General features: G+C 69.8%; 24 protein-coding genes. 13 read left to right on the forward strand and 11 right to left on the reverse strand.

The window, feature by feature from the left end:
• Positions 1–330 precede the first annotated feature (330 nt).
• From Apa02nite_RS42720 to Apa02nite_RS42740, 5 genes are all read left to right on the forward strand, one after another.
• The gene (locus Apa02nite_RS42720) at positions 331–1,056 is read left to right on the forward strand and encodes a GAF and ANTAR domain-containing protein (RefSeq protein ID WP_239164951.1); all 726 of its coding nucleotides are present in this window, start codon (positions 331–333) and stop codon (positions 1,054–1,056) included.
• A gap of 42 nt (positions 1,057–1,098) precedes the next feature.
• Positions 1,099–1,824, forward strand: a complete 726-nt coding sequence (locus Apa02nite_RS42725) for a GAF and ANTAR domain-containing protein (RefSeq protein WP_203830191.1) — start codon at positions 1,099–1,101, stop codon at positions 1,822–1,824.
• Positions 1,825–2,000: 176 nt separating this feature from the next.
• On the forward strand, positions 2,001–2,402 hold the full coding sequence (locus Apa02nite_RS42730) for an STAS domain-containing protein (protein ID WP_203830192.1): 402 nt from the start codon (positions 2,001–2,003) through the stop codon (positions 2,400–2,402).
• Between the two features lie 177 nt (positions 2,403–2,579).
• Positions 2,580–3,431, forward strand: coding sequence for an ATP-binding protein (locus tag Apa02nite_RS42735; protein ID WP_203830193.1), 852 nt, complete (start codon positions 2,580–2,582; stop codon positions 3,429–3,431).
• A 108-nt stretch (positions 3,432–3,539) separates the two neighbouring features.
• Entirely contained in the window at positions 3,540–4,430 is an 891-nt protein-coding gene (locus Apa02nite_RS42740) for an aminoglycoside phosphotransferase family protein (RefSeq protein WP_203830211.1), read from the forward strand.
• A gap of 116 nt (positions 4,431–4,546) precedes the next feature.
• Here Apa02nite_RS42740 and Apa02nite_RS42745 read toward each other — a convergent pair whose 3' ends face one another.
• Positions 4,547–5,005, reverse strand: coding sequence for a MarR family winged helix-turn-helix transcriptional regulator (locus tag Apa02nite_RS42745; protein ID WP_203830194.1), 459 nt, complete (start codon positions 5,003–5,005; stop codon positions 4,547–4,549).
• A gap of 62 nt (positions 5,006–5,067) precedes the next feature.
• Between Apa02nite_RS42745 and Apa02nite_RS42750 the strand changes: the two genes are divergently transcribed.
• Positions 5,068–5,436 carry a VOC family protein gene (locus Apa02nite_RS42750; protein WP_203830195.1) on the forward strand — a complete coding sequence of 123 codons (369 nt, stop codon included), beginning with the start codon at positions 5,068–5,070 and terminating at the stop codon, positions 5,434–5,436.
• A gap of 63 nt (positions 5,437–5,499) precedes the next feature.
• Here the strand turns inward: Apa02nite_RS42750 and Apa02nite_RS42755 are convergent, their stop codons facing one another.
• A complete protein-coding gene (locus Apa02nite_RS42755; protein ID WP_203830196.1) occupies positions 5,500–5,946 on the reverse strand; it encodes a YybH family protein in 447 nt (148 codons plus the stop codon).
• Between the two features lie 118 nt (positions 5,947–6,064).
• Between Apa02nite_RS42755 and Apa02nite_RS42760 the strand changes: the two genes are divergently transcribed.
• Both Apa02nite_RS42760 and Apa02nite_RS42765 read left to right on the forward strand, forming a co-directional pair.
• Positions 6,065–6,715, forward strand: coding sequence for a TetR/AcrR family transcriptional regulator (locus Apa02nite_RS42760; RefSeq protein ID WP_203830197.1), 651 nt, complete (start codon positions 6,065–6,067; stop codon positions 6,713–6,715).
• A 130-nt stretch (positions 6,716–6,845) separates the two neighbouring features.
• Positions 6,846–8,600 carry a M28 family peptidase gene (locus Apa02nite_RS42765; RefSeq protein ID WP_203830198.1) on the forward strand — a complete coding sequence of 585 codons (1,755 nt, stop codon included), beginning with the start codon at positions 6,846–6,848 and terminating at the stop codon, positions 8,598–8,600.
• On the opposite strand, the gene Apa02nite_RS42770 is transcribed toward Apa02nite_RS42765, so the two are convergent.
• From Apa02nite_RS42770 to Apa02nite_RS42780, 3 genes are read right to left on the reverse strand one after another with little or no spacing between them, the layout of a single operon-like run.
• Entirely contained in the window at positions 8,593–9,465 is an 873-nt protein-coding gene (locus Apa02nite_RS42770; protein WP_239164952.1) for an SDR family oxidoreductase, read from the reverse strand. The genes Apa02nite_RS42765 and Apa02nite_RS42770 overlap by 8 nt on opposite strands.
• Positions 9,462–10,607 carry an NAD(P)/FAD-dependent oxidoreductase gene (locus Apa02nite_RS42775; RefSeq protein ID WP_203830199.1) on the reverse strand — a complete coding sequence of 382 codons (1,146 nt, stop codon included), beginning with the start codon at positions 10,605–10,607 and terminating at the stop codon, positions 9,462–9,464. Before Apa02nite_RS42775 ends, Apa02nite_RS42770 begins: the two co-directional genes overlap by 4 nt.
• Positions 10,604–10,801: a ferredoxin gene (locus Apa02nite_RS42780; RefSeq protein ID WP_067705693.1), complete on the reverse strand. Its 198-nt coding sequence runs from the start codon at positions 10,799–10,801 to the stop codon at positions 10,604–10,606. Before Apa02nite_RS42780 ends, Apa02nite_RS42775 begins: the two co-directional genes overlap by 4 nt.
• 153 nt (positions 10,802–10,954) lie before the next feature.
• Here Apa02nite_RS42780 and Apa02nite_RS42785 point away from each other — a divergent pair, with 153 nt between their 5' ends.
• Both Apa02nite_RS42785 and Apa02nite_RS52135 read left to right on the forward strand, forming a co-directional pair.
• Entirely contained in the window at positions 10,955–11,734 is a 780-nt protein-coding gene (locus Apa02nite_RS42785; RefSeq protein WP_198171282.1) for an SDR family NAD(P)-dependent oxidoreductase, read from the forward strand.
• Entirely contained in the window at positions 11,734–11,856 is a 123-nt protein-coding gene (locus Apa02nite_RS52135; protein ID WP_275412892.1) for a hypothetical protein, read from the forward strand. Before Apa02nite_RS42785 ends, Apa02nite_RS52135 begins: the two co-directional genes overlap by 1 nt.
• Here Apa02nite_RS52135 and Apa02nite_RS42790 read toward each other — a convergent pair.
• Positions 11,845–12,507 (reverse strand): TetR/AcrR family transcriptional regulator, encoded by a 663-nt coding sequence (locus Apa02nite_RS42790; RefSeq protein ID WP_203830200.1) that lies wholly within the window; start codon positions 12,505–12,507, stop codon positions 11,845–11,847. The two genes, Apa02nite_RS52135 and Apa02nite_RS42790, sit on opposite strands and share 12 nt — an antisense overlap.
• A gap of 109 nt (positions 12,508–12,616) precedes the next feature.
• Between Apa02nite_RS42790 and Apa02nite_RS42795 the strand changes: the two genes are divergently transcribed.
• Positions 12,617–13,540, forward strand: a complete 924-nt coding sequence (locus Apa02nite_RS42795) for an SDR family NAD(P)-dependent oxidoreductase (protein WP_203830201.1) — start codon at positions 12,617–12,619, stop codon at positions 13,538–13,540.
• Here the strand turns inward: Apa02nite_RS42795 and Apa02nite_RS42800 are convergent.
• The 3 genes from Apa02nite_RS42800 to Apa02nite_RS42810 form a co-directional block, all read right to left on the reverse strand.
• Positions 13,515–14,105 carry a nucleotidyltransferase family protein gene (locus tag Apa02nite_RS42800; protein ID WP_203830202.1) on the reverse strand — a complete coding sequence of 197 codons (591 nt, stop codon included), beginning with the start codon at positions 14,103–14,105 and terminating at the stop codon, positions 13,515–13,517. The two genes, Apa02nite_RS42795 and Apa02nite_RS42800, sit on opposite strands and share 26 nt — an antisense overlap.
• Positions 14,106–14,411: 306 nt before the next feature.
• A complete protein-coding gene (locus Apa02nite_RS42805) occupies positions 14,412–15,578 on the reverse strand; it encodes an acyltransferase family protein (protein ID WP_203830203.1) in 1,167 nt (388 codons plus the stop codon).
• A gap of 111 nt (positions 15,579–15,689) precedes the next feature.
• Positions 15,690–16,850: a methyltransferase domain-containing protein gene (locus Apa02nite_RS42810; protein WP_239164953.1), complete on the reverse strand. Its 1,161-nt coding sequence runs from the start codon at positions 16,848–16,850 to the stop codon at positions 15,690–15,692.
• 194 nt (positions 16,851–17,044) lie between these two features.
• Between Apa02nite_RS42810 and Apa02nite_RS42820 the strand changes: the two genes are divergently transcribed.
• Complete coding sequence (locus tag Apa02nite_RS42820) at positions 17,045–17,569, forward strand: TetR/AcrR family transcriptional regulator (RefSeq protein WP_203830204.1); 525 nt, start codon at positions 17,045–17,047, stop codon at positions 17,567–17,569.
• An 84-nt stretch (positions 17,570–17,653) separates the two neighbouring features.
• Here Apa02nite_RS42820 and Apa02nite_RS42825 read toward each other — a convergent pair whose 3' ends face one another.
• Positions 17,654–18,616 (reverse strand): DUF1152 domain-containing protein, encoded by a 963-nt coding sequence (locus Apa02nite_RS42825; protein ID WP_239164954.1) that lies wholly within the window; start codon positions 18,614–18,616, stop codon positions 17,654–17,656.
• Positions 18,617–18,645: 29 nt separating this feature from the next.
• Positions 18,646–18,870, reverse strand: a complete 225-nt coding sequence (locus tag Apa02nite_RS42830) for a hypothetical protein (RefSeq protein WP_203830205.1) — start codon at positions 18,868–18,870, stop codon at positions 18,646–18,648.
• Positions 18,871–18,938: 68 nt separating this feature from the next.
• Here Apa02nite_RS42830 and Apa02nite_RS42835 point away from each other — a divergent pair, with 68 nt between their 5' ends.
• The gene (locus Apa02nite_RS42835) at positions 18,939–19,226 is read left to right on the forward strand and encodes a DUF4287 domain-containing protein (protein WP_203830206.1); all 288 of its coding nucleotides are present in this window, start codon (positions 18,939–18,941) and stop codon (positions 19,224–19,226) included.
• Positions 19,227–19,351: the final 125 nt, after the last annotated feature.

Genomic DNA, 19,351 nt, shown 5'->3' on the forward strand with positions numbered 1-19,351 from the left:
AGACGCGCCAGAAGACTCCGTCAGGCGCTGGCAGCGTCGGTGGCGCACGGCGAGGGCTGGGCCGCATCGAGCAATCAACTCTACTGCCGCACCGGCCACCGGTAAGGTGCCACCGGAACCCTCGATCCGGTCTTTCTGTCAGCATCTGCGTGTGCCGACCCGCAGAGCGGCACCGTGATCGGTGTATCGTCCACGCCAGTAACGCTAGCGATCTGACAACTGCTGCCCTGATCCCCGGCGGTTCCCGGTCAGGGGAAGGCGCAGCCATGAACAGTCACTGGCATCCCGACGTTGCCCCCGGCCGGCACCGCTCAGGTTCGGACACGCGCCGTGGATGAGCACATCGAGCGGGTGCTGCGTCTGATCGCCGATGAACCGGGGCGCACCACCGACGGCGGCGGTGTGGTGGGCACGTTACGGCGGTTGTGCAGTGCCGCCGCACGGTCCCTGCCGGCCTCGGGAGTGGGTGTGAGCATGATGGCCGAGGCCGGCATGCGCGGGGTGGCGGCGGTGTCCGGACCACCCTACGAGCAGATCGAGGAGTTGCAGTTCACCCTCGGTGAAGGCCCTTGCCTGGACGCGTTCGCCTCCCGCCGGCCGGTGCTGGTGCCCGATCTGACCGACGGCGCGACACACCGATGGCCCGGTTACACGGCCGCCATTCATGAGCACGGGCTCCGGGCGGTGTTCGCGTTCCCGTTGCAGATCGGCGCCGCCCGTCTCGGTGTCCTCGACGTGTTCCGCGTCGAGCCGGGCTCGCTGCCGGCGAGCAAGTTCCGTGAAGCGCTGACCTTCGCCGACGTGGCGGTCACCACGCTGCTCGACGGCCAGGAACAGGCCGGCCCGGGCGCGGCGGCCGACGGCCTCGACGAGGTGATGGGTCAGCGAGCCGAGTTGTTTCAGGCCCAGGGCATGGTGGCCATGCAACTCGGCGTCTCGCTCAGTGACGCGCTGGTGCGGCTACGCGCGCACGCCTACACCCAGAACACCCCCTTGGGAGACGTGGCACGGGACGTGACGGAGCGTAGGCTCACCTTCGACAGTGACCAGTCGTGACCGCCGTTGGCACGGAAACCGGAGAAAGGCGGTAGGCCACCGATGTCCACTGTTTCCACCGAACGTCTCGCTGCGGTGTTCGTCGAATTCGCTGACACGCTCATCGACGACTTCGACGTGATCGAGTTCCTGCAGATGCTCACCCAGCGCGTCGCCGGGCTGTTCGCCACCGCTGAGGTGGGGTTGATGCTCGCCGACCATCGGGACCGGCTCACCTTCATGGCCGCCTCCGACGAGAGCGCACGGCTCATGGAACTTTTCCAGCTGCAGTACAACGACGGCCCGTGCCTGGACGCGTTCCGTACCGGCCGGCCGGTCACGAACGTCGATCTCGCCGCGGCCGCCGACCGATGGCCCCGATTCGCCCCCCGCGCCACCGAAGCCGGCTTCACGTCCGTGCACGCCTTCCCGCTGCGACTGCGCAAGCAGGTCATCGGGGCGATGAGCATCTTCGGTGGTGCCAGCGAACTCATGGAGGCCGACACGCGCATCGTGCAGGCGTTGGCCGACGTCGCGGTCATCGGGCTGCTGCAGGAACGCGCCATCCGCCGCGGTGAGCACCTCACCGAGCAGCTGCAGGGAGCGCTGACCAGCCGGATCGTCATCGAGCAGGCAAAAGGCATCATCGCCCAAGCACACGGTGTCATCCCCGACGAGGCGTTCCACCTGATCCGCGACTATGCCCGCAGCCACAACCGCCTTCTCAGCGACGTCACCGGCACGATCGTCAGCGACCTGCCCCGCTCCGCCAGGCTGCTGCGCCAGTGACGCACGCCTGATCCCGGTTGCCCCGTCCGGAGTACAGACATTCGACGGGGAACCGACTAGCGTCGATGCCGCGATCGTCGGCTCAGACCCCGCCACGTATCGCCGACGTGTCTGTTCCCGCGTCGGGAGTTTTCCCGGCACGGCGACGCCCGAGCGGCGAAAGAGGGGTCCCTGCGATGACGTTGCCAGGTGCTGAAAATGTCGACGACGGCGCCTTACTGCAGATGATTCTGCAAGAAGACACCGATCGTACGACGGTGGAGCTGAGCGGTGAGCTCGACCGTTTCAACGCCCCCCGGCTGGCCGACCTGTTCGAGGCCCTGGCGGATCGCCGAGTCCGCCACGTGGACGTGGACATGGCGCAGGTCAGCTTCATCGACGTCGGCGGTCTGCGCACCCTGGCACAGGCGTTCCACCTCGCTGCGGGGCGGGGCGCGACACTGGCCCTGCGCCGGCCGTCACCGCAGACCGTCTGGCTGATACGCGCCACGGCCACGACAGCGCTGCTGTTCGGCGACGCTCCGCCGGCCGATGGCGCCGTATGGTCGCCGCCTCGGACGAGTTCTGCGCCCTCCTGAGCAGCCGTCGGCGGCGTACGGGATCGGTGTTCCGCATCACAGCAGTGGCCTCACCGGACGGCCTGTGCGACTACCGACATTGAGCCGGCCGGATAAAGATGGTCAAGTGTCGTGCGTCCATGCGTACCCATCGACCACTGTCTAGGATCGCGGCAGTATCCGTCGTTCGTCTGTCCGGTGTCACTCGCGCCCGAGCCGCGCCAGCCGAATTCGCTGATTCGGGAGACACCTGCTGTGGACAACACCCATCTCGTCGCGGGCACAGTTCAGGTCACCGCGGTCAACAACGTCGAGGACGGTGTGACCGTGGTGAGCGTGAGCGGACGGTGGAGCAACCACCTGCGCTACACCGCGGCGCGCCAGCTCAAGGCGTGCATCGCCGAGACGCCCCACGCCATCATCGTGGACCTTGCCCAGCTGTCCGATCCGACCGGCGCATCGCTCGCCACGTGGCGCGACGCCGGCCGGTCAGCCGCCACTCAGGCCTGGGGCGTCGACCTGATCCTCGCCGCCGTGCCGGCACCGCTGCTGAGCCGCCTGCAGGACACCCTCGTCGAGACCACCACCACCGCCTCAGTCGCCACCGCCCACGCCCGGCTGGAGCAGCCACGATGGGCCCACCGGCGCCAGATCGCGCTGTCCCCCGACGGGATCTCGGCCGCACGGGCCCGCATGATGGCCGGTGACGCGTGTCTGGCCTGGGCTCTGCCCCACCTGTTCATTTCCGCGATGCTGATCGTCTCGGAACTCACCGGCAACGCCATCGAACATGCGGGTACCGACATCACTGTCGCGGTGTCGCTGCGCGGGCACCTGCTGCACCTCGCCATCCAGGATCACGACTACGATCTACCGCGTCTGATCGAGGCTCAGACCCGCATGCCCGGCGCCCTGATCGAACAACGCGGCGCGGGACTGCGGCTGATCCGCAGCGTGGCCGAGGCATGGGGCGCCATCGCATGCCAGGACGGCAAGGTCGTCTGGGCCACACTGGACATCCGCACCACACCGACCTGGCTGGACAGATAGCGCCTCGCCACTCGCCGGACGCGGCGCAGCCCGGCGGATAGCGCTCCATTCGTACCGAAAAATGATTTGTTGATGTGGCTCTCCGGGTGTGACAGTCGCCGGGTGAAAATGCATGCCGGCCAGGTCGACATCACCGTGGAAACCGTCGCCGCCCTGGTCGGGAGCCAATTCCCCGGCTGGCGTGGCCTGCCGGTGCGGCCGGTCGCCTCGGGCGGCACGGTCAACGCGCTGTTCCGGCTCGGCGACGACGTCGTCCTGCGGTTCCCGCTGCAGCCGTCGCCGGCCGACGCCCACCGGCAGGACCTCCTCGACGAACAGGTCAACGCGCACCGCCTCGCCGGCCGGGTGCCCGCCGCCGTGCCCGAGCCGCTGGGCATCGGTGAGCCGGGGCCTGGCTACCCCGGGCCGTGGACGGCGTTCCGCTGGATCCCCGGCGAGATCGCGGACGGTTCCACGATCGGCGACCCGGACGTCTTCGCCGCCGACCTGGCCGCCTTCGTGACCGCGGTGCACACGCTCGACACCGGCGGCCGGCCGTGGAACGGTGAGACCCGCGGCGGCCCGCTCGCCGACCAGGACGACGAGGTCCGTCAATCCCTGGCGCTGAGCGCCCATCTCACCGACACCGCCCGGCTGGCCGAGATCTGGCGGGAGTGCCTGGACGCGGGCGACGACGACCGGCCGCCGGTCTGGCTGCACGGCGATCTCATGCCGGGCAACCTGCTGACCGCCGGCGGCCGCCTCACCGCGGTGATCGACCTCGGCGCGATGGGCATCGGCGACCGCGCGGTCGACCTGATGCCCGCCTGGAACCTGCTGCCCGCGCCGGCCCGGAGCACCTACCGCGACGCACTCGGCGCCGACGACGCGACCTGGCAGCGCGGCCGGGGTTGGGCGCTGGTCCAGGCGATCGGCGCGCTCCCCTATTACGCCGGCACCAACCCGTCGATGGCCGCGACCGCCCGATTCACCCTCAACGCCCTGATAGAACAGGTCTGATTCAACCCCATTTGGTACGAATACCGGGCGCACGTCCGTAGGCTACGAGCCATGTCCCGTGACAGTCTCGCGCCAGATCCGCGCCACTCCGGACCGTGACGCGCCTCCGGCAGCGATCACACGCCCTCACCGGGGTCCTTCAGGGCACGGATCATGCCCCGCAGGAGGGTGTACGCGGCCGCCCGCTCCGCCTCGCTCATCCCGCCGAGCATCCGGACCTCGACGGAGCGGACCGCCGCGGACGCCGCCGCGAGGCTTCGCCGGCCGCGGGATGTGAGCCGCGTCGGCAGCACCTTGCCCACCGGCGCCGCCGCCGGCCTGCTCACGTACCCATCTCTTTCCAATGCCTGCAGCAGCACGTTCATCGACTGCCTGGTCACGAACGCGCCCCGGGCCAGCTCGGAGTTCGACAGGCCCGGCCGCTGCGCCAGCAGCTCGAGGCAGGAGTAGTGCGTCACGGTCATCCCCAGCGGCCGCAGCACCGCCTCCATGGCGGCGCGGAGGGCGCTCGACGCCTCCTTCAGCAGGTAGCCCAGTGACGTTTCCAGGTCCACCGCGGCGTCGTCTTGACTCATGTCAGCAGTCTGACATACCTTGGTGCGTGTCAGGATACTGACACGAACAGAAGGAGCAGCACATGCCCGTCACCGGCCCCGACTTCATCTCCCTGCAGGCCCGCGACCTCACGGCGTCGCAGGCGTTCTACGAGCAATACCTCGGCCTGGTCCGCTCGCCGGCCGGCCCGCCGCACGCCGTGGTCTTCGAGACGAAGCCGATCGCGTTCGCCCTGCGCGACATCGTTCCCGGCACCGATCTCGCGTCCGTCACCCAGCCCGGCATCGGCGCGGCGATCTGGCTGCACGCCACCGACGTCCAGGACATCCACGACGCCCTCGCCGCCGACGGCCACACCATCGTCACCACCCCGATCGACGGCCCGTTCGGCCGCACGTTCACCTTCGCCGACCCGGACGGCTACCAGATCACCCTCCACGACCGCGCCTGACCCGCCGCACCACCACGACGGGTGGCGCGCCCGGCGCCCGCGAAGCGCCGGACCGGCCGCACGTCAGCGCGTCCGCTCCCAGAGGGGCAGGCGGAAGGTCGCGTAGGTGAACTTGCCGGTGATCTGGCCCGCGCTGTTGAAGTGGAAAACGTCCAGGCCGTGCCACTGCATCCGGCCGCCGTAGCGGATCCGGGCGAACCAGCGCACCGCCGGCATCGCGCGCCGGCCGTGGTCGCCGGTCAGGTCCAGCCGGCACGCCCACCGGATCGTCGCCCGGCGGCGGGATTCGTCGATCACCTGGTCGTACACGTCGAACGTCATCGCTCCGTACCGGCCGGCGAACTGCGGGGCGAACTCTTTCCGGATCGCGGCGTTGCCGTGCAGCTCGGGACCGTGCCCGGGCAGGTACCGGGCGTCGTCGGCGAAGAAGGACATGACCCGGTCGAGATCGGGGGCCGGGTCGTTGAACGCGGCAACGAAGGCGTCGATGGTCTGGCTGAGGTCGGTCATGGGCCTGCCGATGGTGAGAAGGACGAGGAGCGCGGTCGATGGCCGACCTTATAAGAACATCGTTCTCCTAACAAGGGAACGATGTTCTTTTAAGTGGCGGGCTATGGTGATGGCTGCCATGGAAGCGTCGTTTCAGCGGGCCCGGCGCCCGGAACAGAAGATCGAGCGGCGCGAGCACATCCTCGCCACCGCCGCTGAACTCGCTCAGAACGCGGGCGTGGCCCGGGTCAGCCTGGGCGACATCGCCGTGGCCGTCGGGCTGGCCAAGTCCGCCGTCCTGCGGTATTTCGGGACGCGCGAGGAGATCTACCTGCAGCTGGCCATGCGGGAGGGCACCGCGTGGTCGGCCGCCGCGGGTGCCGCACTGAGCCGGGCGAGCGGATACTCCGCGGCGGCGACCGCGCTCGCCGACGCGTACGCCGACCGGCCGCTCTACTGCGACCTCACCACCCACGCCGAGACCATGCTGGAACACAACGTCTCCGTCGCGGCCCTGCGCGTCTACAAGGTGTGGGCCATCGACACCTACTTCACCGTCGGCCGGCAGATCACCGTCGCCTGCCCGCAGTTGTCCGACACCGACGGAGCGTCCCTGGTCATGGCCGCCAGCGCGTTCGTCGCGAAACTGTTCCCGCTGACCCGCCCCCCGGAGGCGCTGCGGCAGCTGTACGACCGCGAACCGGAGATCGCCCGGGTCTTCCCGCCGTTCCGGCCGACGCTGCAACGCATGATCGCCGCCACCGCGGCCGGGCTGCCGTCCACACATTGAGGCCTGGACGGCAGCATCGGCGCACGCGCGGCTCAGGAATATAAGTATTTCGATATCTTGTGCCCGGTGGCACGTTACTGATCTCCTACGGCCAGCCGTGAATCGGCCTGGACCCCTAGGAGCCCCCCAGATGAGACTCAGAACGGTGACGGCAGGACCTGCCCTAGCTGTTTTCGTCGCGGCGACGGTGGCGCTCAGCGCGCTGCCGGCCACAGCCTCGACCGGCATGCGATCGGCCGGCTCACCCGTGTCGGCGAGCAGCGCTGCCCTGTTGGCCGCACCGACCGTCAGTGTCGCGAACGTCAACACCCACCTGCAGCAGCTGCAGACCATCGCCACCAGCAACGGCGGCAACCGGGCGACCGGCACGGCGGGGCACACCGCGACGACGACGTACCTGCAGCAGAAGCTGCAGGCGGCCGGTTACACCGTCACCGTGCAGACCTGCACCACGTGCAGCGGCGGCTCGGCGAAGAACATCATCGCCGACTGGCCGGGCGGCAACACCAGCAACACCTACATGTTCGGCGCCCACTCCGACAGCGTGTCGGCCGGTCCGGGCATCAACGACGACGGCTCCGGCACGGCCACGCTCCTCGAGGCCGCGCTCGTGCTGGCCGCGAACAACCCGACGATGACCAACCACGTCCGGTTCGGCTGGTGGGCCGGCGAGGAGCAGGGGCTGATCGGCTCCAAGTTCTACGTCAACTCGCTGACCACGGCGCAGAAGACCGCGATCAAGGCGTACGGCACGTTCGACATGATCGCGTCGACGAACGGTGGCTACTTCGTCACCGGCACCGACGCGGTCGCCGTGAAGCTGCGCGACTACTTCACCTCGATCAGCGTGCCGACCGAGACGTCGACCGAGTGCTGCAGCGACGACGGTTCGTTCCGCGACGCCGGCATCCCGTCGTCGATCAACTCGACCGGGGCCAGCTACACCAAGACCAGCGCCCAGGTGACCAAGTGGGGCGGCACGGCCGGTTCGGCGTACGACCCGTGCTACCACAAGGCGTGTGACTCGTACCCGTCGAACATCAACAGCACCTCGCTGGGCCGCTGGGCCAACGCCGAGCTGTACGCCGCGTGGACGCTGACCACGGCCACGTCGACGGCCAACGACTTCTCGGTGGCGCTGAGCCCGAGCACGGCCACGGTGACCCCGGGCTCCTCGGCCACGACCACGGTGAGCACCGCCACCACCTCGGGTAGCGCGCAGACCGTCGCGCTGACCAGCTCCGGCGCGCCCACCGGGGTCACGGTGAGCTTCAGCCCGGCGTCGGTCACCTCCGGCGGGTCGTCGACGATGACCGTGGCGACCACCACGGCCGCCGCCTCCGGTTCGTACACCATCACGGTGACCGGGACGGGCTCCGCGACGCACACCGCCGCGTACACGTTGACGGTCGGCACCACCGGCGGGTGCACCGGCGCCGGTCAGAAGCTCGGCAACCCCGGCTTCGAGACCGCGACGACGCCGTGGACCGCGTCGACCGGCGTGATCGGCGCGAACACCGGTGACGGGGCCCCGCGCACCGGCACCCGTGACGCGTGGCTCAACGGCAACGGTTCGACGAACACCGAGACCCTGTCGCAGTCGGTGACCATTCCGAGCGGTTGCACCGCGTACACGCTGTCGTTCTACCTGAAGATCAGCACGTCGGAGACGACCTCCAGCACCCAGTACGACAAGCTGACCGTGCAGGTCGGCACGACCACGCTGCAGACGTTCTCCAACCTCAACGCGAGCGCCTACACGCTGCGCTCGTACAGTCTGGCCGCCTTCGCCGGGCAGACCGTGACCCTGAAGTTCACCGGGGTGGAGGACTCCTCGCTGAAGACGTCCTTCGTCATCGACGACACCGCGCTCACCGTCAGCTGACGGTGACCGGTGCGGCGCCGCGGGGCTCTCCACCCCGCGGCGTCGCGCTGCGGTGCCAGCGGATCCAGGCGGCCTGACCGCCGTCGATCAGGACGTCGGTGCCGGTGATGTAGAGCGACGCGGGACCGGTCAGGAACGCCACCACGTCGGCGATCTCGGCGGGCGTTCCGGTGCGGCCCGCACCGCAGGCGTCGAGCATGGCCAGCATGTGCTCGCCCGACGTGGACTCGGCCTCGGACCTGGCCATCGCGGTCGCGACGACGCCGGGGCTGACCGTGTTGATCCGGGCGCCGCGCCGGTTCCAGGCGAGGGCCGCGGCCTGGACCCGGACCTGGTTGGCACGCTTGGCGATGATGTACGCCGCCACCGGCTCCGCCCCGGCCGCCGCGGTCACCACGTCGAGTGACAGCAGCTCGGCGCTGGGCGCGGTGGCCAGCGCCAGCTCGTCGGCCTGGCTCAGCGTCGCATAGTGCCCGGCCATGCTGGCGATGCAGACCAGTGCCGTGCCGCGGGTCGCGACCGGTTCGAAGGCGTCGATGACGTGCGCGGTCCCGGCCAGGTCCACCTGCATGATCTTCTCGACCGTGGCGGTGGCCGCGGAGACCCCGGCGGTGTGCACCACGGCGGCGATCCGGCCCTCCGCCGCGGCCGCCTCGGCGAGCGCGACCACGGCGCGGGCGTCGGCGACGTCGGTGAGGTGGCCGACGGCCGCGTACCCTTCCGCGTTCAGGGTGGCGACCGCCCGATCCAGCGGCGCGGCGAACGCGTCGGCCAGGATCACGGTACGGCCGCTGCCGATACGCCGGGCGACCGCCAGGCCCATCCCACCGGCACCGGTCACGACGACGACATCACGGTTGATCATTGGTGCTCCTGGGTGATCAGGGCCTGCCGCCAGGGGCGCAGCGCCTTGGGTGGCAAACCGACGGCGAGCGCGCCGACCAGCCGGCCCTGCTTGCGGTAGGTGGCCAGGAACCGCCGCCCGGCGAGGTCACCCTCGGCGATGTCGACGGTGTCGTGGCCGCGCAGGTAGCCGTACGCCTGGATCTTCATGTCGTACTGGTCCGACCAGAAGTACGGCACCGGCGTGAACGGTTTGCGCGCGTCGGGGTGCAGCAGGTTGCGGGCGGCGGCCATGCCCTGTTCCGCGGCGTTGGTGCGGTGCTCGATGCGCATGCTCACCCCGAACCGCGGGTTGTGCCAGCGGGCCACGTCGCCGGCGCCGTAGATCTGCGGGGCGGCGGCGCTGAACGCGTCGCAGACCAACCCGTCGTCGATCGGCAGACCGCTGTCGACCAGCCATTCGGTGTTGGGTACCGATCCGATCGCGATCAGCACCTCGTCGGCGGCGACCAGCTCTCCGCCGGACAGGGTCACGCCAAAATCGGTCATTCCGGTCACCGTGACGCCGGTGCGCAGGTCGACACCGTGCTCCCGATGCGCCTCGGAGAGCACCCGGCCGACCTGCTCGCCGACGGCGTGCGCCAGCGGAACCGGTGCGGGTTCCAGCAGCGTCACCTCGCAGCCCAGGCCGCGCGCCACCGCGGCCACCTCGGCACCGAGGAAACCCGCGCCGACCACCACGAGCCGCCGGCCCGGTCCGAGCCGTTTGCGCAGCTCGACGGCGTCGCGCAGGGTCCGCAGCACGTGTCCGCCCCGGCCGGGCAGCCGGCGTGGCCGCACGCCGGTGGCCACGATCAACCCGTCGTAGCCGAGCTGCTCGCCGCCGGCCAGCCGCACCAGGCGCGCGCCCGGGTCGAGGCCGACGGCGACCGCACCGAGGCGCAGGTCGAGATCGAGCCGATCAAAATCTTCTTTGGTACGCAGTGCCAGCCGCTCGGCCTCCCATTCCCCGGCGAGGATCTGTTTGGACAGCGGCGGACGGTCGTACGGAAAATCAAGCTCCTCGCCGACCAGGGTGACCGATCCGGAATGCCCTTCGCGGCGCAGGGTCTCGGCGGCCGCGAGACCCGCAGCCGACGCGCCCACGACGACGATCCGGTTCACGGCTCGACCAGGCGGATCGCGGCGGCCGGGCACACCGCCGCCGCCTCGCGCACCTCGTCGTGCAGCTCCGGGCCGGGTTCCGCGTCGAGCACGATCGCCACGCCGTCCTCGTCACGCTGGTCGAACACGTCGGGCGCCACCATCACGCACTGCCCGGCGGCGACGCACTTGGGCTCGTCGAACTCGACTCGCATCGTCAGTCCTCCAGGGGAGAGAGTCGCCATCGAATGGCGCAAAACGTCGATGAACCCATACAAACAGGTGTGCCTGACACCGCTCGGACACCAACCGGACAATTACCGGACGTGACCGTCGTCACCCCGGGGCGAGATGGTTAGCTCAGAGCCGTGACAACCCCACAGGCGATCACGCGTTCCCTGGTGACCGGAGCGTCGCGCGGTATCGGCCGGGCCATCGCGGTCGCCCTCGCCGCGCGCGGCGACCGGGTCGCGGTGCACTACGGCTCCGCCCGCGCGGAGGCCGAGCAGACCCTGGCGCGGCTGTCCGGTTCGGGTCACACCCTGGTGCACGGCGACGTGAGCGATCCCGATCAGGCCGCCGGCATCGTGGACGCCGCCGTGGCCGCGCTCGGCGGCATCGACGTCCTGGTCAACAACGCGGCGGTGGCCCCCGCGGAGAGCAACCGGCACGCCGTCGCCGACGTGTCCTACGCGGACTGGCAGCACGCGTGGCGCCGGATGCTCGACGTCGACCTGATCGGCGCGGCCAACGTCACGTACCTGGTGGCCCGGCACCTGATCGACCGGGGCGCGCCCGGCCGCGTCGTCAACGTCGGCTCCCGCGGTGCGTTCCGCGGCGAGCCGGACTATCCCGCGTACGGCGCCGCGAAGGCCGGCCTGCACGCTTTCGGACAGTCGATGGCGGTGGCGCTCGCCCCGTACCAGATCGCGGTGACCTCGGTCGCGCCCGGTTTCGTCAGCACCGACCGGCAGGCGGCGAAGCTCGCCGGTACGGCGGGCGAGGCGTTGCTCGCGCAGAGCCCGTTCGGCCGGGTCGGCACTCCGGAAGAGGTCGCCGCGGCCGTGGCCTACCTCAGCTCCCCGGAGGCGACGTGGTCCTCCGGCGCGATCCTGGACCTCAACGGCGCGTCCCACCTGCGCACCTGATGCCCGACCGCCGAATCCTCATCGCCGCGGCCCGCGAGACCCTGCCGTTCGCGTGGTTCGGCGCGAACGAGATCTACCTGGCGGTCGGCGGCTGGCGCGCCGCTCGCCGGTCAGCGAGGTAGCACGCCCAGCAGGGTCGCGGTCAGCGCCATCTTCAACGAGTCCGCCAACGCCATGTGGAAGCGGCCCAGTTCGGGCTCGGCCAGATACGCCGCCTGCAGGCTGGGCGGCGGCGTGCTGTACGCCGACAGCGCACCGGCCAGCACCATGGTCTGCAGGCTGACCAGGGTGGCGTCCTCCCCCAGCTCCGGCAGGTACTTCCCGAGCAGGCCGGACATCGTGGCCAACCGCTCCAGCGACCCACGCTTGTAGCGGGTCACCACCTCGACCGAGACGTTGCGCTCCAGCACGCTGCCCTGCGCCCCGAACAGGTCACACAGCACCACCCGGCCGGCGAGCGAGCGGCTGAGGATCTCGGCCACCGCCGCCGCCCGCTCCGCCATCGGCAGATCCTCACCGACCCCGGCGGCCAACTCGACGGCCAGCTCCGCCAGCCACTCCCGCAGGAAGAGATCCAGCAGTTCCAGCAGCACCGCCTCGCGCGACTCGAAATATCGCAACACGTTCGGCTTCGCCAGCCCGACCCGGCGACTGAGTTCGTTCAGGGTGACCGCGGCCACCGGCATCTCGTCGAGCATCGCCGACGCCCCGTCGAGGATCGCCCGCCGACGGATCTCCCGCTGCTCTTCGGTCCGCGCCCGCTGGAATGTCACGGCCGCCAGCCTAACTTACGTACCCGCGGTACGTTGACAACGTACCGAAGGTACTTTAACGTCGTCAGCACAAGATACCTTCGGTACGTTAGCGAACGAGGAGCCCGACATGAGCGAGCAGTGGACGACGGCGAACATCCCCGACCAGCACGGACGGGTCGCGGTGGTGACCGGCGCCAACACCGGACTGGGCTTCGAGACCGCCAAGGCCCTCGCCGAGCGCGGAGCATCCGTGGTGCTCGCGGTGCGCAACACCGACAAGGGCGAGCAGGCCGCGGCCCGGATCACCGGCGACGTGAGCGTGCAGGCACTCGACCTGACCTCACTCGACTCGGTCCGCACCGCGGCCGCCGCGCTGCGGTCCCGGCTCCCCCGGATCGACCTGCTGATCAACAACGCCGGCGTGATGTACACCCCGCAGCAGACCACCCGCGACGGCTTCGAGATGCAGTTCGGCACCAACCACCTGGGCCACTTCGCGCTCACCGGCCTGCTGCTGGACCTGATGCTGCCGGTGCCCGGCTCCCGGGTGGTCACGGTCAGCAGCACCGGTCACCGCATCCGGGCCGCGATCCACTTCGACGACCTGCAGTGGGAGCGCTCGTACAGCCGGGTCGGCGCCTACGGCCAGTCCAAACTGGCCAACCTGATGTTCACCTACGAGCTACAACGCCGCCTCGCCACCCACGGCACCACCGTCGCGGTCGCCGCACACCCCGGCGTGTCCAGCACCGAACTCGCCCGCAACACCCCCGCGGCGCTGCGACTCCCGCTCACCATGCTCGCGCCGCTGATCACCCAGACCCCGGCGATGGGCGCCCTGCCCACCTTGCGCGCCGCCACCGACCCGGCCACGCTCGGCGGCCAGTACTACGGCCCCGGCGGCCGCTTCGAGATCAAGGGCCACCCGCGACTCGTCATTTCAAGCCCTGATTCGTACGAGGTGGCCGTCCAGCAACGCCTGTGGACCGCCTCGGAGAACCTGACCGGGGTGACATTCCCGTCGTTCATTCCGGCCACTCAAGAACCGTGAGCTCGGGCCACTGCTGAGCCCACCGCACCGACTTCGTCTCGTAGGCCGCACGCCGCCCCTCCCCCGGGTTGGGCCGCAGCACCAGGTTGAACACGTCCCCGAGCCCGTGCGGCGCGTAGATCCGCCACCGCCCGCCCGCCTCCACCCGGACCCCGACGGAGCAGGTGGTGGCGACGAACGAGTCGATGGCCGCCTCGGTCGAGTCGTAGGGCGGACAGGCCGCCCCGAACTTCTGCTCGTACCAGAGGTGCACCCGCGCCTCGTTCCGCACTTCCACACTGACCCCGACGTCCGCGAAGGCCACGGCCGCCGCGGTGATGACCCGGTCCTCGGCTTCCCAGGACAGGTCCCCTCCGTCGAAGTAGAACAGGTCATAATCCTTGATCCCGGCGGTGGCCGGCTGCCCGGTGACAACGTTCCAGACGGTCTGGAACACCGCCCCACCGGTCAGATACCAGCCGGGCAGGTCCAGGACCGCGGCCCGCTCCAGCACCGCGAGCAGCGAGGCGTTCCGGGCCAGAGCCGCGCACAGCGCAGCACTCTGCTCCTCCACGTTGCCGTTCACGCGAGCACAGGGTTACTGAAGACGACGCGGCCGAGCAGCAGGATTCTGCTCATCACCCCGCGGTCGTCGTGGCTGCGGTCCGGACTCATCCCCGATCGATCCTTTCCATGCGTAACCGTCAGCACGATAGCCGCGCAGTGGGGCGGGTTCGGGGGCGGTGGCGGTCCGCGATCGGGTCGTGCGTGCGCCTACCGCCCGCGGGTGGGCGGCAAACGCACGCGATCTGGTCATGCGGACTCTCACCGCCCTCCCCGGAGCGGGCCACCCGGCCGGCTGGTGCACGGCCGTGCGCTCGCCGGCACCCGGTCACCCGCCCCACCGCCCGGACCGCACGCCGGATCCGGTGAGCACGCCGCGACCGTCGTCGTTCACTCCTGCGGCGGGCACCGGCGGCCGCAGCACGTTCCTGACGTCCGCCCACGAGCGGAACGGCACCTCGAACGCCTTGGCGAAGAACCACGCCCCGATCAGTGAGAACCCACCGGCAAGCACCGTCGTCACCACGAACGCCACGGTGCCGTGACCCAGCTGCGGCGCCACCACCTTCTTGTCGATCGCCACCACGATCGGCAGATGAATCAAATAGAGGCTGTACGAAATCGACCCCAGGCCCCGCAACGGCGCCGAGTCGAGCAGCCGGACCAGCCCGGCGGGCCGCCCGCTCACCACTGCCAGCAAAAACAACGTCATCGCCGGAACAACCGCCAGGTCGACCCAGTAATAGTGGGTGACCATCCACCGCGACCCCTGATAGAGGATGAGCGCCCCGGCCGGAATCGCGGCCAGCAGCGCCAATCCGGCCCACGGCAAACGGCGCAGACGGTCACCCGCCGCGACCACGCCCGCCGCCACCACCCCGGCCGCGAATGCCGGCACGAGATGCGGGGCCAGCCAATTGTCGCCCTGCGGCGGCGACCCGTCGAAAACCACAAAACCGACCACGACCACGGGCAGGGTGACAACGCCCAGCATCACCGCCGGGCCGACTCGGCGACACAAAATCAAAAGCAGCGGGAGTACGCCGTACAAAAGCACCTCCACCCCGATCGACCAGAACGCGCCGTTCGGGGTGGGTCCGGCGAACAGATCCTGGAGCAGCAGCGTGTAGATCACCACCGACCCGGCGTCCGGCTCCGGGGAGTGCGGCTGGCGCACCACGGCCCACGCGACGACCAGGCTGAACGCCAGCGCGGCCCAGTAGGCGGGCAGGATCCGCCAGGCCCGCCGCCGGGCATACCGGGCCAGCCCGCCCAGTCGCCAGCCGTTGTGCGCGGCGCCCAGCGCCAGCGAGAACCCCGACAGCACCAGGAAGAACACCACGGAGAGCCGCCCGAACCCGAGCCAGCTCAGCCAGTCCGGCCCGCGATAACGCGGAAACCCACGAAACGTGTAAGCCCAGCAGTGGAACAGCATCACATAGAGGGCACAGAGCCCACGCAGACCGTCAAGACCGGCCACCCGTTTCCGGTTCACGACACAGCTCACGCACAGCCGACTCAAAAAGTTCGACTACCCCAAAACATTATCCGTACGGTGGGCACGGTCCCCGAACAGTCCCTCGGCCTGATGCGTGCCGGGCCGGCATCAGCTCGGCACCGGCTCCGTTGACGACTGTCGATCAGCTCCGGCGGTGGCCGTCACCAGGTGGGTCGGCCCCCATGGGCCCGTCCACCACATTCGGGGTCCCAGGTTGCGGCGGCCGGCCGTGAGGCCGTGGTGTCGCAGGCGGGCGAGGTAGTCGCCGGTGTGCGCCAGGTCGGCGATCAGCAGGCGGCCGCCGGGACGCAGTACGCGGACAGCCTCGTCGAGTGCCGCCCGCCGGCCGTCGGCGTCGTGGATGTTGTGCAGGACCAGGCTGCTGACGATGACGTCGAAGCTGTCGTCGTCGAAAGGTAGCCGGCGGACGTCACCGGTGAACAGACGAACCCGGTCGGCGACCCCCTCGCTCCGGGCGTTGCGGTGGGTGGCGTCGGCGCAGTTGCCGGTCTGGTCGGCCTGCCACCGATCAATACCGGTCGCGTGGCCTCGCGGCAGGAGTCTGGCCGCGGCGAGCAGGACGGCGCCGCGGCCGCAGCCGAGATCGAGCAGTTCCTCGTCACCGTCCAGCCGCAGGCCGGTGAGCAGTTCGGACCAGACCCGGAACTTGCCGACGCGGGTCGTGTAGGCGTAGGTGCCGATCGCGAACAGCAGCCCGAGCGCAACCAGCCCAGCGAGGACGGCGACCACGATCCAGCCCCGGGCGAGGGCAGTGGCCGTGAGAGCGACCAGCCCGAGCCAGACCAGGACAACGATCGTGAGCTGCGCGCCCGCGGACACCCGGCTGAAATCGCCGTCGACCCCGTAGGCGCCTCGCTCTGCCCCGGCCATCGGACGACTCGGGGACGCCCGGCGACGCGAGCGCCAATACCCGACCGGGATCGCGAGAGTCGCCGCCAGGAAGACCAGCTGGATCAGGGTCCGGGGCAGCAGCGAGTCGCCGGGACTGGTCGAGATGCCGGCGCGGGCGGCGTGGACGTTGGCCGGGAAGACCGCAAGCAGCAGCAGGAACAGGCCGAGGCCGGCCCAGGGCCTGGTACGTGACCAGAGCAGGCCGACCGCACCCAGCAGCTCGAGCGCCCCGGAGATCGAGACCAGCGTGGCCGGCGCCGGGAGGCCGGGCGGCACCATGGCGATCATCGTGTCGCGCAGGCCGACGAAGTGCGCCGTCCCGGTCATGACGAACATCGCGGCGAGGCCGTCGCGCAAGGGTAGGGACCACGGTCGACTCCGTCGGACGACGGACTGGATCGCGGTCACGGCGACGAGAACAATCAACGGCTCCATCAACGAACCCCCGCTATCTCTGACATCGCTGTCCAAGATAAGCGCGTCCGCTATCCTTGACAACTGTGTCAGAGTTAAGAGCTCGTCGGGCGGACGCCGAACGGAGTCGCGCGGCCGTGCGACAGGCCGCGATCGATCTGCTGGCCGAACGGCCGCAGGCCAGCATGCGTGACATCGCGACCGCAGCGGGGGTAGCCCGCCAGACCGTTTATGCCCACTATCCGACCCGCGAGGAATTGATCGCCGCGGTGATCGGCCACATCGCGGCCGACGTGACGTCCCAGGTGGACCGTCTCGACCCGGCGAAAGGCCTGCCGACTGAGACCCTCGGACACTGGCTGGACCTCCTCTGGGAGATCCTCACGAAATACCCCATCCTGCACACCGACGCGCTGAACGGGGCACCCGAAGTCGATCCGCAGCGACACGCGCCGATCACCGACCGGTTGACCCGCTTGATCGAACGCGGACAGGCAGCCGGCGAGTTCGACCCCCGGGTCCCACCGGCATGGCTCGCGGCAGCGGTGATCGGCCTCATCCACGTGGCGGCCGCCGAGGTGGCGGCCGGCCGGATGTCCCCGACGGACGCCCGCCAGGCGTTTCGGACCAGCGCGCTACACCTCTGCCGACCCGACCGATAGTCCGTTCCGGCAGTCCACCCGGGCCATGCGTGCCGGCTCCCCCAGGTCAGCCGGCGAAGGTCCCGACGCTCCGCGCTGAGGGGCTCAGTGCGGGAAGGCGCGTGGAATCCGTGGCGAGACCTCGTTGCGGTACGCCTCGATGCGGCTGATCACCTGCCGCCTGCCGATGGTGTTCTCGATGCGGTCCAGATACAGACATCGGGCCGCCAGCTTGTCCAGGCCGACCGTGAAGTAGATGGCCATCAGCGGGTTGACGAACAGCGCGCTCCCACTGGTCCGCCGGCTGAACTGAACGTCGCCGAACGCCCCTCGGGTCGCGGCCTCGATCTGCCCGTGCACGATGCTCGGCCGTGCCGGCGTAGCCACCTGGGCATCCGCGACGGCATCGCGATACAACATCGCCTCCCGGCTCGCATTCGGAATGGACAGCGCGCCCAGATAACCGCCCTCCCGGTCCAGCGCGGCGATGTTCTCCAGCACCTGCACGTGGTTGACGCCGTCGAAAGCGTCGATCCCGAATCCGAGACAGGTGACCAGCTTGACCGGCACGTCCAGGCCCGCCACCGCACCCAGACTGGTGATGTCCTCCACCGGCGTGCCGAGGTTGCTCTCGTCGCCGCGCAGCAGGATGTCCGTGCCGCCGTCGACCAGCACGATCGCGTCGATGCCCAGGCTGTCGATCAGGTGCCGGTACGCCTCGCGCAACGTCTGGACACCGAGCGGCGGGAAGGCGTAGACCGTCGACGGCAGGTCGTGAACCGCCAGCCAGCGGGCGAGCGTTCCCTCCGGGAAATACCAATCCGGGCTGGTCGTCTCCGGTGAGATCGCCGCGACGTGCTCGGTCATCCACGCGTCGCGGTCGATCAGTTCGAGTTCGGAGAAGGACAGGTTGGCCAGGTGGACCCGCACGCCGCTGTTCCACAGCGCCACGGCCAGCGGCAGACCCGCGTACACATCAAAACCGCCGCCCGCACCGGCGATCAGAACGTTGCGGGATGAACCGAGAGCCGCGAACAGCGGCGGAATCGACAACGAGAAAATGCCCACCCCATGATGATCAAGCACCTGCGCTGTCGCTAATGCAGCGGATCACCCGGCGACGGCATGGCCACCGAGCGGTCCTCCTGAACGCGGATCTCCTGATGGATCCGATACGTGTCCGGACGATAGATCAGGTCCACCGGCCCCATGATGTCCCGGCCCGCCCCGCTGCGCCGGACCCGGGCCGCGAGCCACGTCAGGCCGCCCAGAACTGCCGCCAGCACGGCGACGAAGGTCAACCACGGCACGATCGCTCCCACCAGAGCAGGCTACGCCGCGGAGACTTTAGAGTGGCACTACCGCACTCGATCTCTGTCAGGAGCGCGCCATGTCCTTCCAGGCATACCTCGACGCGATCGAGGTCAAGACCGGCAAGATTCCCGCTGATCTCGTTGCCGAGGCGCACGCGCGTGGCTACGACGTCGACACCAAGGCGGGCGTGATCGTGCAGTGGCTCAAGGACGACTACGAGCTCGGCCGCGGGCACGCCATGGCTCTCGTCCACGTGATCAAGAACGGGACGACGATCGGCGACAAGCACGTCAACAGCGGCACCGCGCACAGCGACCCCAGCAACGAACTGCGCCTGGACGGCAAGGCCAACCGCGACACGTGACGCCCTTCAGTCGCCGCGCGCGCGGGCAGCGCAGCGCGGGCACCGCGTCGGGCAGGGGTAGCTAACTGCTGGCGTGTTGAGCATCTTTGGCGCTCTTGAGGCAGCTATGATGCTCATGTGAACGT

Origin of the sequence: Actinoplanes palleronii, assembly GCF_016862315.1 — a bacterium.
In the GTDB taxonomy this organism is placed as follows: Bacteria; Actinomycetota; Actinomycetes; order Mycobacteriales; family Micromonosporaceae; genus Actinoplanes; species Actinoplanes palleronii.